Genomic DNA, 12687 nt, shown 5'->3' on the forward strand with positions numbered 1-12687 from the left:
CGGGATTTCCGCTGTCCCTTGCGTTTCGCCGCTGGTCCCGGCCTCAGCGACGCGCCGGTCGTCGCGCCGGAGCGGAGAAAATCCCCCATTGAGGCTAAATGTGACCAATGCCACATAAGGCAATTTCAGCGAGGAAATCGGGGAGTGGTTGCGTGACGATCCCCTCGACGACAAGACCCCGCCACAGCGACGGGGCGGTCCGGACGGGCAGTTGAACCCCGCCGTTGTCCGGATCACCGGCTGACGAAGGGTTGCGCATGACCATGCGCGTGCAGGTGCCGCATCTCCTGATGCGTGCCGGCGCCGTGTCCGCCCTGGCACTGGTCGCGGTGGGCGGCACGGCGACGGCCCCGGGAGCGACCGAGGCGGCGTCCGTGCCCGCCACGGCGCTGCGGATCGCCGCCTCCAAGAAGGGCGCTCCCTACGAGTACGGTGCGCAGGGGCCGGACAGCTTCGACTGCTCGGGGCTGACGCTGTATTCGTACCGGCGGGCCGGGCGGTCGCTCCCGCGCACCGCGGCGGACCAGTACCACCACACCGAGCATGTCTCGCGCGCCGCGCGCCGGGACGGCGATCTGGTCTTCTTCCACTCCCGCAAGGGGATCTACCACGTCGGCATCTACGCCGGCGGCGACCGGATCTGGCACGCGCCCAAGTCCGGCAGCGTGGTCCGCCTGGAGCGGATCTGGAGCCGCGCGGTCTGGTACGGGCGGGTCCGCTGACCTGCCGTGACGTCTGATGCCCGGCCGGTGGCGGCGACTGGTGCGCAGTCAGTGAGCGGTGCCCGCAGGGCGGGTGTTCAGGCGACGACGAGCTCGACGAGCAGGATGCCGCCCAGGGCGGTGAGCAGGGCGCCGGTGGTGGCCTGGAGGGCGCGGGCCACCCGGGGGCGGCGCAGCCACGTGCCCAGCCGGTCGACGAGCAGGGCGACGGCGGGGAACCACACCAGTGCCATGGCCACGACGATCACGGCCAGCAGCAGTGTCCGGGGCAGCGCCGGCGCTGCCGCCGGTACGAACTGCGGGAGCAGGCTGAGGAAGAGGACGGGGGCCTTGGGGTTGAGCGCGTTGGTCAGAAAGCCCTGGCGCAGGCACTGCACGGCACCGAGGCCGACCGCGGGCCCGGCGGGGCGGGCCGCGGGTGCCGCCGCGGGTGTGCCCGGGGTGGCGGGCGCGGCGTCCGGCGGCGCGACCGGTCGGCGCAGGACCGGTGTCAGCGCGCGGACGCCCAGGTACAACAGGTAGGCACCACCCAGGAGTTGGACGGCACCGAAGAGTGCGGGCACGGCCACCAGCACCGCGGCCAGGCCGGCCACCGCCAGTGCGGTGTGCACCAGCAGCCCGCCCGCCACGCCGACGGCGGTCGCCACCCCCGCGCGGCGCGAGTCGAGGGCGTTGCGCACCACGACCGCGAAGTCCGCGCCCGGCAGGGTGACCATGCCCGCGGCGACCCCGGTGAAGGTGATCAGCTGTCCGTCCATGACGCCATCGTCACCGACCAGAGCCTTTAATGGGTATTGGCATTCTCGTAGGTGGGCCTAAAGAGGTTCTTATGTACGACCCCACGCGGCTGGCCGCTCTCGTAGCGGTCGCGGAGGCCGGCTCGATCACCCGGGCCGCGGCCCGGCTCGGCTACACGGCACCCGCGCTCTCCCAGCAGCTCGCCAAGCTGGAGCGGGAGACCGGGACGGCGCTGCTGGTGCGCCACCACCGCGGGGCCCGGCTGACCGCGGCCGGCGAGCTGCTGCTGGTCCGGGCCCGCCGGGTGCTCGACGAGCTGGACCAGGCGCGGCACGAGCTGTCCCTGCTGGCCGGGCTCTCCGGCGGCCGGCTGCGGGTCGGCACGTTCATGACCGCCGGTACGCATCTGCTGCCGCCCGCGCTCAGCGCCTTCCGCCGCGCCCACCCGGACGTGGAGCTGAGCGTCACCGAGTACGTACCGCCCGAGGGCACGGAAGCGCTGGCGGTCGGGCAGGTCGATCTGGCGCTGACGCATGAGTACGTGCCGGGCGAGGCGCTGCCGACGCCGGACGGAGTGCGGCTGGAGGCACTGCTGACCGAGGAGTTGGTGCTGGTCACCGCGCCCGGCCACGCCCTGTCGGCGGGTTCCGGGCGGCTGCCGCTCGCCGAGTTGGCCGGGCAGCCGCTGGTCAGCATGGCCCCGGCCGACCCCAACCGGCGGGCGGTGGAAGCGGCGTTGGCCGCGGCCGGGGCGAGTGTCGCGGTGCGCTGCGAGTCGCCGGGCTATGCGGTGGTGTGCGCGCTGGTGAGCGCGGGCCTGGGGGTGGCGGTGGTACCGGAGATGATGGCGACCGGCTCGGTGACCCCGCTGGGCATCCGGCACTTGGAACCGCCGGAGCTGCGCCGCCGGATCTCGGTGGCCTACCGCCCCGGTGGCGGGACCCCGGCCGCGGACACCCTGCGCGCGCTGCTGCGCGGCGCCTTCGCCCGCCACCCGGCCCGCAACGGCCCGACGCCCTGACTCCTCGACGCCCCGACGTCCGCCGCCGGCCGTGGCGGGCTCAGGGCACCGGCGCCCGCCACGGCATCGCGATCCAGACGGTCTTGCCCCCGGTGGCGGTCGGCTCCACCGAGAGCCGGCCGCCGTGTTCCGCGGCCAGGCAGCGGATGATGACCAGGCCCCGGCCGTTGTCCTGCTGGACGGCGGCGGGCAGCCGGCGCGGCCATCGGGGGTGACTGTCGGTGACGCCGATGCGCAGCCGTTCGTCGCGGTCCAGCCGCAGCTCGACGGTGAAGGTCGGGGACTGGCCGAAGGTGTGCTGAACGGCGTTGGTGGCGAGTTCGGAGACGATCAGCCGGACGGAGTCGGCGGTGTCGGAGCCGCCGGGGAGGCCCCACTGAGTGAGTACGTCCAGGACGTGTCTGCGGGCGGTGGCGACCGAGGTCGGGTCGCTTGGCAGGGTGAGGCTGGATTCCTGGTGGTCTGCCATGGCGACGCCGTCCCTTTCCCACCGAGGCTCGGCTCCGGCCCGCCGGGAAGCCGAGATGCCGATCAGGACGCCGACGGCCTCGGATGTGTGCTGTGCGCCAGACTGCCACCCATGCTGCCGGTACGGTGGGCGATCGCCCAAGATATACAGAGTTCTATCGCTGTTCTATCGCCCGATGCGGTGAACTCTGCTACGAGAGGCCGTATTTGGGGCAGAGGAGGCGCTCGCGGCGCGCGGTGTCCGGCCGGGCGGCGGTGCCCCGTACGGCGTGGGAACCGCCGCCCGGACGGCTCAGACCGGCGGTGCGGTGGCCACGATCGTGCCCACCGCCGCTGCGATCTGGTCATCCGTCAGGTCCGCGCGTGCGGTCAGCCGCAGCCGGGAGATCCCGTCCGGTACGGACGGCGGCCGGAAGCAGCCTGCCACCAGCCCGGCCGCGCGGCAGTCGGCGGCCCAGCGCACCGCGGCCTCCGGGGAGGGGGCCCGTACCGAGACCACCGCGGCGTCCGGGCGGACGGCCGCGAGGCCCGCAGCGGTGAGCCGGGTGTGCAGCTCCCGCGCCACCTCCCGGGCTCGTGCGGCACGTTGCGGTTCCCGCTCCAGCAAGCGCAGCGCGGCGAGTGCGCCGCCGACGGCCGCGGGCGCCAGCCCGGTGTCGAAGATGAACGTGCGGGCGGTGTTGACCAGATGCTCGATGACCCGGGCCGGGCCCAGCACCGCACCGCCCTGCGAGCCCAGCGACTTGGAGAGCGTCACGGTGGTCACCACATCGGCGTCGCCGGCGAGTCCGGCGGCCCGCAGCGCGCCGCGGCCCCCGTCGCCCAGCACGCCCAGCCCGTGCGCGTCGTCGACGAGGAGGGCCGCGCCCCGCGACCGGCAGGCGTCGGCGAGCGCGGGCAGCGGCGCGGCGTCGCCGTCGACGGAGAAGACCGAGTCGGTCACCGCGAGCGCCCGCCCGTCGTGACCGGTCAGCGCGGCGCGCACGGCCTCCGGGTCGGCGTGCGGCGCCACTTCGGTACGGGCCCGGGAGAGCCGGCAGCCGTCGATGAGGGAGGCGTGGTTGCCCGCGTCGGAGACGAGCAGGGTGCCGGGGGCGGTGAGTGCGGTGACCGCGGCGAGGTTCGCGGCGTAGCCGGAGGACAGCACCAGCGCCGCCTCGAATCCGCAGAACTCGGCCAGCGCCCGCTCCAGTTGGGCATGGAGTTCGGTGCTGCCGGTGACCAGCCGGGAGCCCGTGGCGCCGGCGCCCCAGCGGTACGCGGCCTCGGCCGCGCCGTGCACGACCTCGGGGTGCCGGGCAAGCCCCAGGTAGTCGTTGCTCGCCAGGTCGAGCAGCGGGGAGTCGGCGGGGCGGGGCCGCAGCGTCCGGACGAGTCCGGCGCGGCGGCGTTCGCCGCGAGCGGTGTCGATCCAGTCGAAGGCCGCGCCGGTCGCCGGTCGCGGGGGCGCGGCGGGCGCCGCGGTCGGGGTGTCGTACAGCAGCGACGGGGCGGGGTCGTGCGGCATCGGCGTCCTTCGTCCGGCGGCCTCGAAAGCGGGCTTCGCATCGGCCGTGATTGTGGGCTGTCGATAGACGTTAGCGGTCGTTCCGCACGGGGACAGTGTGGTGATACACACACCCCGATCGGCGCGCATTGTGGGAATCCTCCTTGGCCGGGAGGTGGGGCGTACGCCAGGATCAACGCCATGGACCTGCTGAACGCATTGGTGGACAAGGGACTCCGGCGCGAGGTGCCGACCCGCGAAGAGGCGCTCGCCGTACTGGCGACATCCGATGACGAACTGCTCGACGTGGTGGCCGCGGCCGGGAAGGTGCGCCGCCAGTGGTTCGGGCGGCGGGTCAAGCTGAACTACCTCGTCAACCTCAAGTCGGGCCTGTGCCCTGAGGACTGCTCGTACTGCTCCCAGCGGCTGGGGTCGAAGGCCGAGATCCTCAAGTACACCTGGCTCAAGCCCGATGACGCCTCCAAGGCGGCGGCGGCCGGGGTGGCCGGCGGCGCCAAGCGGGTCTGCCTGGTCGCCAGCGGCCGGGGCCCCACGGACAAGGACGTGGCGCGGGTCTCGGAGACCATCTCCACCATCAAGGAGCAGAACGAGGGCGTGGAGGTGTGCGCCTGCCTGGGTCTGCTCAGCGACGGCCAGGCGGAGCGGCTGCGCGCGGCGGGCGCCGACGCGTACAACCACAACCTCAACACCTCGGAAGCCACTTACGGCGACATCTGCACCACACACGACTTCTCGGACCGGGTCGGCACCGTCCAGCAGGCGCAGGCGGCGGGCATGTCCGCGTGCTCCGGGCTGATCGCCGGTATGGGCGAGACCGACGCCGACCTGGTCGACGTGGTCTTCGCACTGCGCGAGCTGGACCCGGACTCGGTGCCGGTCAACTTCCTGATCCCGTTCGAGGGGACGCCGCTGGCCAAGGAGTGGAACCTCACCCCGCAGCGCTGCCTGCGCATCCTGGCGATGGTCCGGTTCGTCTGCCCGGACGTGGAGGTACGGCTGGCCGGGGGCCGGGAGGTGCACCTGCGGAGCATGCAGCCGCTCGCCCTCCATCTGGTCAACTCCATCTTCCTCGGCGACTACCTGACCAGCGAGGGCCAGGCCGGCAAGGACGATCTGGCGATGATCGCGGACGCCGGCTTCGAGGTGGAGGGTACGGACACCACGACGCTGCCGGAACACCGCAGGGGCGACGAGCCGGCAGCGGAGGCGGTGGCCGAGGCGGGAGCCGCCTCCGTATCCGCCTCCGACACGGCCGAGACCGCCGGCGTCCCGGCGCCCTCCGACGAGACCCGGCGCGACCTGGTCGCGGTGCGCCGCCGCGGCGCCGGCACCGATCTGCCGCCCAATGCCTGAGCCGCGCACCCCGCTCTCCCCTGAGGAACTGCTCGCGCTCGACCGGCAGCACGTCTGGCACCCGTACGGGCCGATGCCCGGCCGGAGCGAGCCGCTGCTGGTCGAGTCGGCCGCCGGCGTCCGGCTGCGACTGGCCCGGCCGGTCGAGGGCCGGGCCGAGTTGGTGGACGGCATGGCGTCGTGGTGGTCGGCGGTGCACGGGTACAACCACCCGGTGCTCAACGAGGCCGCCCGCGGCCAGCTGTCCCGTATGAGCCATGTGATGTTCGGCGGGCTCACCCATGAGCCCGCCGTGCGGCTGGCCAAGCGGCTGGTCGACATCACCCCGGAGCCGCTGCGGCACGTCTTCCTCGCCGACTCCGGCTCGGTGTCGGTCGAGGTCGCGGTCAAGCTGTGCCTCCAGTACTGGCGCTCGCTCGGCAAGCCCCGCAAGCAGCGGCTGCTGACCTGGCGCGGCGGTTACCACGGCGACACCTGGCAGCCGATGTCCGTCTGCGATCCGGACGGCGGGATGCACGAGTTGTGGCAGGGAGTGCTCCCGCGGCAGATCTTCGCGGACGCGCCGCCGGCCGGTTTCGACGCCGCGCCGGACGGCGCCTACGCGGACCATCTGCGGGAGCTGATCGCCCGGCACGCCGAGGAGCTGGCCGCGGTGATCGTGGAGCCGGTGGTGCAGGGCGCGGGCGGGATGTCCTTCCACTCCCCCGGCTATCTGCGGGTGCTGCGGGAAGCCTGCGACGCCCATGGCGTGCTGCTGGTCTTCGACGAGATCGCCACCGGCTTCGGCCGCACCGGCACGCTCTTCGCCGCCGGGCACGCCGGGGTGGCCCCGGACGTGATGTGTCTGGGCAAGGCGCTGACCGGCGGATATCTGACGCTCGCGGCAACGCTGTGCACCGCGGAGATCGCCGACGGCATCTCCCGCGGCGAGCTGCCGGTGCTGGCGCACGGTCCCACCTTCATGGGCAATCCGCTGGCCGCCGCCGTCGCGGACGCCTCCGTCGAACTGCTGCTGTCCCAGGACTGGGCGCGGGAGGTCGGGCGCGTCGAAGCCGGGCTGCGGGACGGGCTGGCGGCGGCCCGGGACATCGCCGGGGTGCGCGACGTCCGGGTGCTGGGCGCGATCGGGGTCGTCCAGCTCGACCACCCGGTCGACATGGCGGCGGCGACCCGCGCCGCGGTCCGGGAGGGCGTCTGGCTGCGCCCGTTCCGGGACCTGATCTACACGATGCCCCCGTACATCACCGGCGACGAGGACGTGGCGCGGATCTGCGCCGCGGTCCGCGCGGCGGCCCGCGAGGGCTGAACTCCCGTGCAGGGCGGGGGAAGTCGGCACTCCCCCCGCCCCACCACAGACCTTCCCCTTCCCCTTCCCCTTCCCCATCCCCCACCATCAGTACGGAGTTCGGAGGCGCACCATGCCGGTGCTGTTCGTCACGGGTACGGGTACCGAGATCGGCAAGACCGTGACCACGGCCGCGATCGCCTCGGCGGCGCTCGGCCAGGGCCGCTCGGTGGCCGTGCTCAAGCCCGCCCAGACCGGCGTCACGGCCCAGGAGCCGGGCGACGCGGCGGAGGTCGAGCGGCTGGCCGGACCGGTCACCGTCGCCGAACTCGCCCGCTTCCCGGAGCCGTTGGCACCCGCGACGGCCGCCCTGCGGGCCGGTCTGCCGGCGGTGGGCCCGCAGGAGATCGCCGATGCCGCGGCGAAGCTGGCCGCCTCGCACGACCTGGTCCTGGTCGAGGGCGCCGGCGGGCTGCTGGTCCGCTTCGACGCGGACGGCCACACCCTCGCCGACGCCGCGCGCCTCGCGGGCGCCCCCGTCCTCGTGGTCGTCCAGGCCGGCCTCGGCACCCTCAACACCACCGCGCTGACCGCGATGGCGCTGCGCTCGTACGGCATCGACTGCCCCGGCATCGTCGTCGGCAGCTGGCCCGCCGCGCCCGATCTCGCCTGCCGCTGCAACCTCGACGACCTCCCCGAGGCCGCCGGCGCTCCGCTCCTCGGCCTGGTCCCGGAGGGCTCCGGCACCCTGGCCCCGGCCGCCTTCCGTGCCGCGGCCGCCGGCTGGCTGGCCCCGGAACTGGGCGGCTCGGGCGCGTTCGGGACGCCCGCGTAATCCGCTCGCCCGGCAGGCGCGTTGCGCCGCATACTGGCGCGATGGCGGAGAGCCCGGACGGCGAGACGGACGGTGTGCCCGATCTCGGCGCGTGGTACGACCTCCTCAACCCCTGGGGCCCGGACAACGACTTCTACCTGGGCCTGGTGATGGCCGCGCCCTCCGTCCTCGACGTCGGCTGCGGCACCGGCACCCTGCTGCACCGCGCCCGCGAGGCCGGACACAGCGGCCGCCTCGTCGGGCTCGACCCGTCCGGGCCGATGCTGGCCAGGGCCCGGCGCCGTACGGACCTCGGCATCACGTGGATCTCCGGCGACGCGCAGTCCCTCGGCTCCCATGGACTCGGCGGCTTCGACCTGGTGGTGATGACCGGCCACGCCTTCCAGTGCCTCACCACGGACGACGCGTTACGCGACGCGCTCGCCGCCGTCCGGGGCGCGCTGTGCGACAGCGGCAGGTTCGCCTTCGAGACGCGCAATCCGCTGGTCCGGCCGTGGGAGCGGTGGACGCCGGACCGGGCGGCGGAGGTGACGCACCCCGACGGGCGCACGGTGCGGGTCGCGCACGAGGTCGATCTGCCGGTGGCCGGGGAACTCGTGCGGTTCTCGGAGACGTTCACCGGGCCGGAGCTGGCCGGGCCGCGGGTGAGCCGGGCCGCGCTGCGGTTTCTCGGCACGGATGCACTGGCGCGGTTTCTGGCCGGGGCCGGGCTGGTGGCTGAGGCGCGGTACGGGGACTGGGAGCGCGGTCCGCTGACGCCGTCGAGCCCGGAGATCATCACCGTCGCGCGGCGTGATCCCGGGTCAGACCGTCCAGGTGCGTAGCTCGTCCGCGATGGCGTGGACGTCCGCGGTGCCTTCCTTGACCAGGCGGGCCAGGTCGCGGACCTGCTCGGGAGAGGTGGCGACCTTCAGGCCGCTGGCGACCAGGTAGCCGTAGGCCACAGCGGTCGCGAACATGGCGTTCGCCCCCTCCAACGCCGGTACGCGCAGCAGGAGTTGGAGGAGCGCGGCGGCGCGGTCCTGGGGTTCGGGGTAGACGGGGACGCCGAATATCTCCGCTTCGTGGCGGCCCACCGCGGCCACCAGGGCGCCCCAGTCGGTGACCTGGGGGTCTCCGGGGGTGTGCTGTTCGGCGATCAGGAGGAGCCAGGCGAGATCGATGCGCAGTGTCACGTTGTGCCCGGCTGTCCTTCCGGGTGGCTGAGGGGGGTGCGGCCCTGCTCCAGGCCGAATTCTTCGGCGAAGACCCGTTCGTACTGCTTCATGAAGTCGGAGGCGGCTTCGACGAAGGTCTGGCCGACCTCTCCGGCGTCCTTGAGGACGAGTTCCTCGATATAGCGGTTCATGCTCACTCCCCGCTGGAGGGCGCGCTCCCGCGCCGCTTCGGCGGTGGCTTCGTCCACGCGGACGTTCAGCTGCGTCTTCGCCACGCTTCCAAGCTAGCGCGGATCCGCTAGCACCGGCAAGAGCCGCCGTCACCGCCCTCCGCGTGTCCCCCGTGCCCCGCCGGTACCAGGCCCGCCGCCCGCTCCTCCGGCCGGTTCCGCAGCCCCCGCAGGACCTCCAGGAACGCCCGTTCCGCGGCGGACAGCACACGGTCCCGGCGGCGTACCAGGCTGATGGGGCGGGGTTGCGGGGCCGGGCTGACGGGGAGTATCGCGAGGGTGCCGGCGCGGACCTCGTCGACGACGGCGTGTTCCGAGATCAGGGCCAGGCCCAGGCCGGCCGCCACGCACTGCTTGACCGCCTCCGGGCCCCAGATGTCGGCGCGCGGGGCGGCGGCCAGGCCCCAGTCGGCCAGGACGCGTTCTTGGAGTTCGCGGGTCCGGGAGCCCGGTTCGCGCAGCAGGAAGCGGGCGCGGGCTTCGGTCAGGTCGGCGGGGTCGACGGTGCTGCGCCGGGCCAGCGGATGGTCCGGGGCCGCGATCAGGACCGGGTGCTCGTCGAGGACGGACTCGACGGCCAGCCGGTCGCCGTGCGGCGTGCCGGCGACGACCGCGATGCCGATGCCGCCGCCGAGCAGCCGCTCCTGCACAGCCTCGTGGTTGCCGACGAAGACGTCGCAGTCGATGCCGGGGTGGCGCTGCTGGTAGCGGGCCAGGAGGGCGGGCAGCAGGTACGTGCCCACGGTGGTGGAGCCGCCGACCAGGAGGCGGCCGGTCACCGGGCCCCCGACCTGCTGGACGGCGGCCACCGCCTCCTCGGCGAGCAGGAAGACCCGCTTGCCGTACTCGGCGAGCACCTCGCCCTCGGCGGTCGGCCGGACGCGGGTGCCGGAGCGGTCGATGAGGGTGACCCGCAGCGACTGTTCGAGCCGGCGGACCTGGTTGGAGACGGACGGCTGGCTCATGTAGAGCTTGTGCGCGGCGGCGGAGAAGCCCTGGTGCTCGACGACCTGCATGAAGATCCACAGTCGGTGGAGGTTGAGTTCCACGGCCCTTCCCTCGAAGCTCGGCGCACGGCGCCAGGGGCGCCGTGGGGAAGCGCCATGATCGACAACTCAGCCGACCCTAGCGGGGGAAGTCCCTCCGTGGACAGGGGCGCCAGGTCGTCGAGCGCACGGGCGGACCGTTCCCCGGCGGCGGACCGGCCCGGCCCGCGGTCCGCCGGGGGCGCCCGGAGGTCGTACCGCGACGCGATGACGACCCGTCGGACGAGCCGGGGCAGGTCCGCGCCGCCCGGGTGCGCGGTGGCCGGCCCGGTGTGCCGGCCGGCCGCCGGGATCCGGAACCGTTCCGCGAACTCCGTGAACACACAGGCGAGTTGACGGTGGCCGGGCGGGCCACTCGGTCGGTGTCGGGGGCGCCGTGGAACGGGTAGCGGACCGCGACACCCGCGCGCCGCTGCCGAAGCGGCCGGAGCGGATGCCGCACGATGTGATCCGCCGGGAGACCGGAGCGACCGACCGGACCGCTCGCCCACCGCTCCGCCCCAGGAGGATCGCCGCCGTGTCCGTCCCCGCCCCCGTTCCGCATCTGAAACGCAGTCTGCGCCGGTTCGACATCATGGCGATGGGCGTCGCCGCGGTGATCTCCTTCGACGTGATCGGGCAGATCGCCGCCGGCGGCGGCCAGGCCATCACCTGGATCGCCGTCCTGGCGGTGACGTTCCTGCTGCCGTACGCCCTGATCTTCGCCGAGACCGGCGCCGCGTTCCCCCAGGAGGGCGGCCCGTACGTCTGGGTGGAGGTGGCCTTCGGCCGACTGCCGGCCGCTCTGACCACCCTGTTCTACTGGGTCACCAATCCGGTCTGGCTCGGCGGCTCGCTCGTGTTCCTGGCCGCCGAAGCCTGGAACGGCTTCGTCTCCCCCCTGGGCTCCGGCACCTTCACCGACTACGTCTTCAAGCTCGTCTTCATCTGGGCCGCCATCCTCACCGCGGTGATCTCGCTGCGCCGCGGCAAGTGGATCACCACGGCCGGCGCCGGCGCCAAGGTGCTGGCGCTGGCCTTCTTCACCGCCACCGCGGTGGCCTACGGCGTCCAGCACGGCTTCCGCGGGCTGGAGCAGGCCGACTTCTCCCCCACCGCCGCCGGGTTCCTGACGCTGGTGCCGGTCCTGCTGTTCGCCTACGTCGGGTTCGAGGCGCCCAACGCGGCGGGCGACGAGATGCACGATCCGCAGCGCGACGTCCCGGTGGCCATCGGGCGGACCGGCACCATCGCCACCTGCTGCTATCTGCTGCCGGTGGCGGCCATCCTGTCCGCCGCCCCGCCCGGTCGGGTCACCGGGATCGGCGGCTTCATGGACGCCGCCGAGCTGGTCTTCGGGATCTACGGATCCTGGCGGGGACCGCTGCTGACCTGCACCGCGGTGCTGTTCGCGGTGGCGCTGCTGACCCAGGGGAGCGCCTGGATGATCGTCGCCGACCGGATGCAGGCGATGGCCGCGGCCGACGGCGGCTTCTTCACCGGCGCGCTGGGGGCGTTCCATCCGCGGCTGGGCACCCCGGTCCGGATGAACCTGGTCTCCGGCGTCACCGCCACCGCCTTCATGGTCGCCGCGATGAACCTGGCCCACGGCAACGCCGCCGCCGTCTTCGGCGTCGTGCTGTCCGTCGCCATCACCACCCTGCTGCTGTCCTACCTCGCGCTGATCCCCGCACTGCTGGCACTGCGGCTGCACCACCGCGAGGTGCCCCGGCCCTACGAAGTCCCGTTCGGCACCCGGGGCTTCACGGTCGCGACGCTGCTGGTCTACGCCTGGATCCTGCTCGGCTCATGGGCGACGCTGTTCCCCGGCACCCTGGAGGCGGCGGTCGGCATCCCGTACCGCTTCCGAACGGTCTGGGGCGTCTCCCGGCTCACCTTCGAGACGTTCACGCTGGGCACCGTCGGTCTGCTGCTCGCCGTCGGGCTCGCCGGCTACCTGATCCAGCACGTGCGCACCCGTTCCCACGACGATCAGCACCGGGCCCGCCCGGCCGGCTAGCCCGACACCGACCACCGGCACCTCCCCGAGCAGGGTCGACGGCGCCTCGGCCGAGGGGCACCACGCACTGATCGACGACTGCGCGGCGGGGCCGACCACGACCGCGGCGGCGCCGTCCGGCGAGAGCCGGAGCGGGCCGGACGCGGCGGACGAGACGGCGAACTCCCTTCCTCGTACGCCTGGATGACGCCGGGCGGAGCCGGGGCGCGACGGGCGGCGGGCATGGCCGGCGCCGGAGGGCGAGCGCCGGTCGCCGCCGGTCCCGGGCTCCGGCGGCACAGCGCCATCCGAGCGAGCCGAATCGTTCTTCCTGCCTCCGTTCGAGC

13 protein-coding genes are annotated in these 12687 nt (G+C 73.8%); 7 read left to right on the forward strand and 6 right to left on the reverse strand.

Going from position 1 to position 12687, the window contains the following annotated elements; genetic code table 11:
• Positions 1–257 precede the first annotated feature (257 nt).
• Positions 258–722: a C40 family peptidase gene (locus GR130_RS24905; protein WP_159506776.1), complete on the forward strand. Its 465-nt coding sequence runs from the start codon at positions 258–260 to the stop codon at positions 720–722.
• Positions 723–799: 77 nt separating this feature from the next.
• Here GR130_RS24905 and GR130_RS24910 read toward each other — a convergent pair whose 3' ends face one another.
• Positions 800–1480 (reverse strand): LysE family translocator, encoded by a 681-nt coding sequence (locus tag GR130_RS24910; protein ID WP_159506777.1) that lies wholly within the window; start codon positions 1478–1480, stop codon positions 800–802.
• A gap of 71 nt (positions 1481–1551) precedes the next feature.
• On the opposite strand from GR130_RS24910, the gene GR130_RS24915 reads away from it, so the two are divergent.
• Positions 1552–2481, forward strand: coding sequence for a LysR family transcriptional regulator (locus GR130_RS24915; RefSeq protein ID WP_159506778.1), 930 nt, complete (start codon positions 1552–1554; stop codon positions 2479–2481).
• A 40-nt stretch (positions 2482–2521) separates the two neighbouring features.
• Here GR130_RS24915 and GR130_RS24920 read toward each other — a convergent pair whose 3' ends face one another.
• Positions 2522–2950, reverse strand: a complete 429-nt coding sequence (locus GR130_RS24920) for an ATP-binding protein (protein WP_159506779.1) — start codon at positions 2948–2950, stop codon at positions 2522–2524.
• Between the two features lie 291 nt (positions 2951–3241).
• Positions 3242–4456, reverse strand: a complete 1215-nt coding sequence (locus tag GR130_RS24925) for an 8-amino-7-oxononanoate synthase (protein ID WP_159506780.1) — start codon at positions 4454–4456, stop codon at positions 3242–3244.
• A gap of 180 nt (positions 4457–4636) precedes the next feature.
• On the opposite strand from GR130_RS24925, the gene bioB reads away from it, so the two are divergent.
• The 4 genes from bioB to GR130_RS24945 all read left to right on the forward strand — a co-directional run bounded on the left by bioB (position 4637) and on the right by GR130_RS24945 (position 8753).
• Positions 4637–5809: a biotin synthase BioB gene (gene bioB, locus GR130_RS24930; protein WP_159506781.1), complete on the forward strand. Its 1173-nt coding sequence runs from the start codon at positions 4637–4639 to the stop codon at positions 5807–5809.
• Positions 5802–7115 (forward strand): adenosylmethionine--8-amino-7-oxononanoate transaminase, encoded by a 1314-nt coding sequence (locus tag GR130_RS24935; protein ID WP_159506782.1) that lies wholly within the window; start codon positions 5802–5804, stop codon positions 7113–7115. Before bioB ends, GR130_RS24935 begins: the two co-directional genes overlap by 8 nt.
• A 112-nt stretch (positions 7116–7227) precedes the next feature.
• On the forward strand, positions 7228–7929 hold the full coding sequence (gene bioD, locus GR130_RS24940) for a dethiobiotin synthase (RefSeq protein ID WP_159506783.1): 702 nt from the start codon (positions 7228–7230) through the stop codon (positions 7927–7929).
• 41 nt (positions 7930–7970) lie between these two features.
• Positions 7971–8753: a class I SAM-dependent DNA methyltransferase gene (locus GR130_RS24945; RefSeq protein ID WP_159506784.1), complete on the forward strand. Its 783-nt coding sequence runs from the start codon at positions 7971–7973 to the stop codon at positions 8751–8753.
• On the opposite strand, the gene GR130_RS24950 is transcribed toward GR130_RS24945, so the two are convergent.
• From GR130_RS24950 to GR130_RS24960, 3 genes are read right to left on the reverse strand one after another with little or no spacing between them, the layout of a single operon-like run.
• A complete protein-coding gene (locus tag GR130_RS24950) occupies positions 8733–9104 on the reverse strand; it encodes a fic family toxin-antitoxin system, toxin component (RefSeq protein ID WP_159506785.1) in 372 nt (123 codons plus the stop codon). The two genes, GR130_RS24945 and GR130_RS24950, sit on opposite strands and share 21 nt — an antisense overlap.
• Positions 9101–9361 (reverse strand): toxin-antitoxin system HicB family antitoxin, encoded by a 261-nt coding sequence (locus tag GR130_RS24955; RefSeq protein WP_159506786.1) that lies wholly within the window; start codon positions 9359–9361, stop codon positions 9101–9103. Before GR130_RS24955 ends, GR130_RS24950 begins: the two co-directional genes overlap by 4 nt.
• 23 nt (positions 9362–9384) lie before the next feature.
• Positions 9385–10365: a LysR family transcriptional regulator gene (locus GR130_RS24960; protein WP_159506787.1), complete on the reverse strand. Its 981-nt coding sequence runs from the start codon at positions 10363–10365 to the stop codon at positions 9385–9387.
• Between the two features lie 373 nt (positions 10366–10738).
• Here GR130_RS24960 and GR130_RS24965 point away from each other — a divergent pair, with 373 nt between their 5' ends.
• Positions 10739–12361, forward strand: a complete 1623-nt coding sequence (locus GR130_RS24965) for an APC family permease (protein ID WP_236573435.1) — start codon at positions 10739–10741, stop codon at positions 12359–12361.
• Positions 12362–12687 lie beyond the last annotated feature (326 nt).

Source organism: Streptomyces sp. GS7, assembly GCF_009834125.1.
In the GTDB taxonomy this organism is placed as follows: domain Bacteria; phylum Actinomycetota; class Actinomycetes; order Streptomycetales; family Streptomycetaceae; genus Streptomyces.

Bases quoted from the DNA above. Each gene is read 5' to 3' on its own strand.
- GR130_RS24905 (WP_159506776.1), top strand. From the start codon at position 258: ATGACCATGCGCGTGCAGGTGCCGCATCTCCTGATGCGTGCCGGCGCC.
- GR130_RS24910 (WP_159506777.1), bottom strand. From the start codon at position 1,480: ATGGACGGACAGCTGATCACCTTCACCGGGGTCGCCGCGGGCATGGTC.
- GR130_RS24915 (WP_159506778.1), top strand. From the start codon at position 1,552: ATGTACGACCCCACGCGGCTGGCCGCTCTCGTAGCGGTCGCGGAGGCC.
- GR130_RS24920 (WP_159506779.1), bottom strand. From the start codon at position 2,950: ATGGCAGACCACCAGGAATCCAGCCTCACCCTGCCAAGCGACCCGACC.
- GR130_RS24925 (WP_159506780.1), bottom strand. From the start codon at position 4,456: ATGCCGCACGACCCCGCCCCGTCGCTGCTGTACGACACCCCGACCGCG.
- bioB (WP_159506781.1), top strand. From the start codon at position 4,637: ATGGACCTGCTGAACGCATTGGTGGACAAGGGACTCCGGCGCGAGGTG.
- GR130_RS24935 (WP_159506782.1), top strand. From the start codon at position 5,802: ATGCCTGAGCCGCGCACCCCGCTCTCCCCTGAGGAACTGCTCGCGCTC.
- bioD (WP_159506783.1), top strand. From the start codon at position 7,228: ATGCCGGTGCTGTTCGTCACGGGTACGGGTACCGAGATCGGCAAGACC.
- GR130_RS24945 (WP_159506784.1), top strand. From the start codon at position 7,971: ATGGCGGAGAGCCCGGACGGCGAGACGGACGGTGTGCCCGATCTCGGC.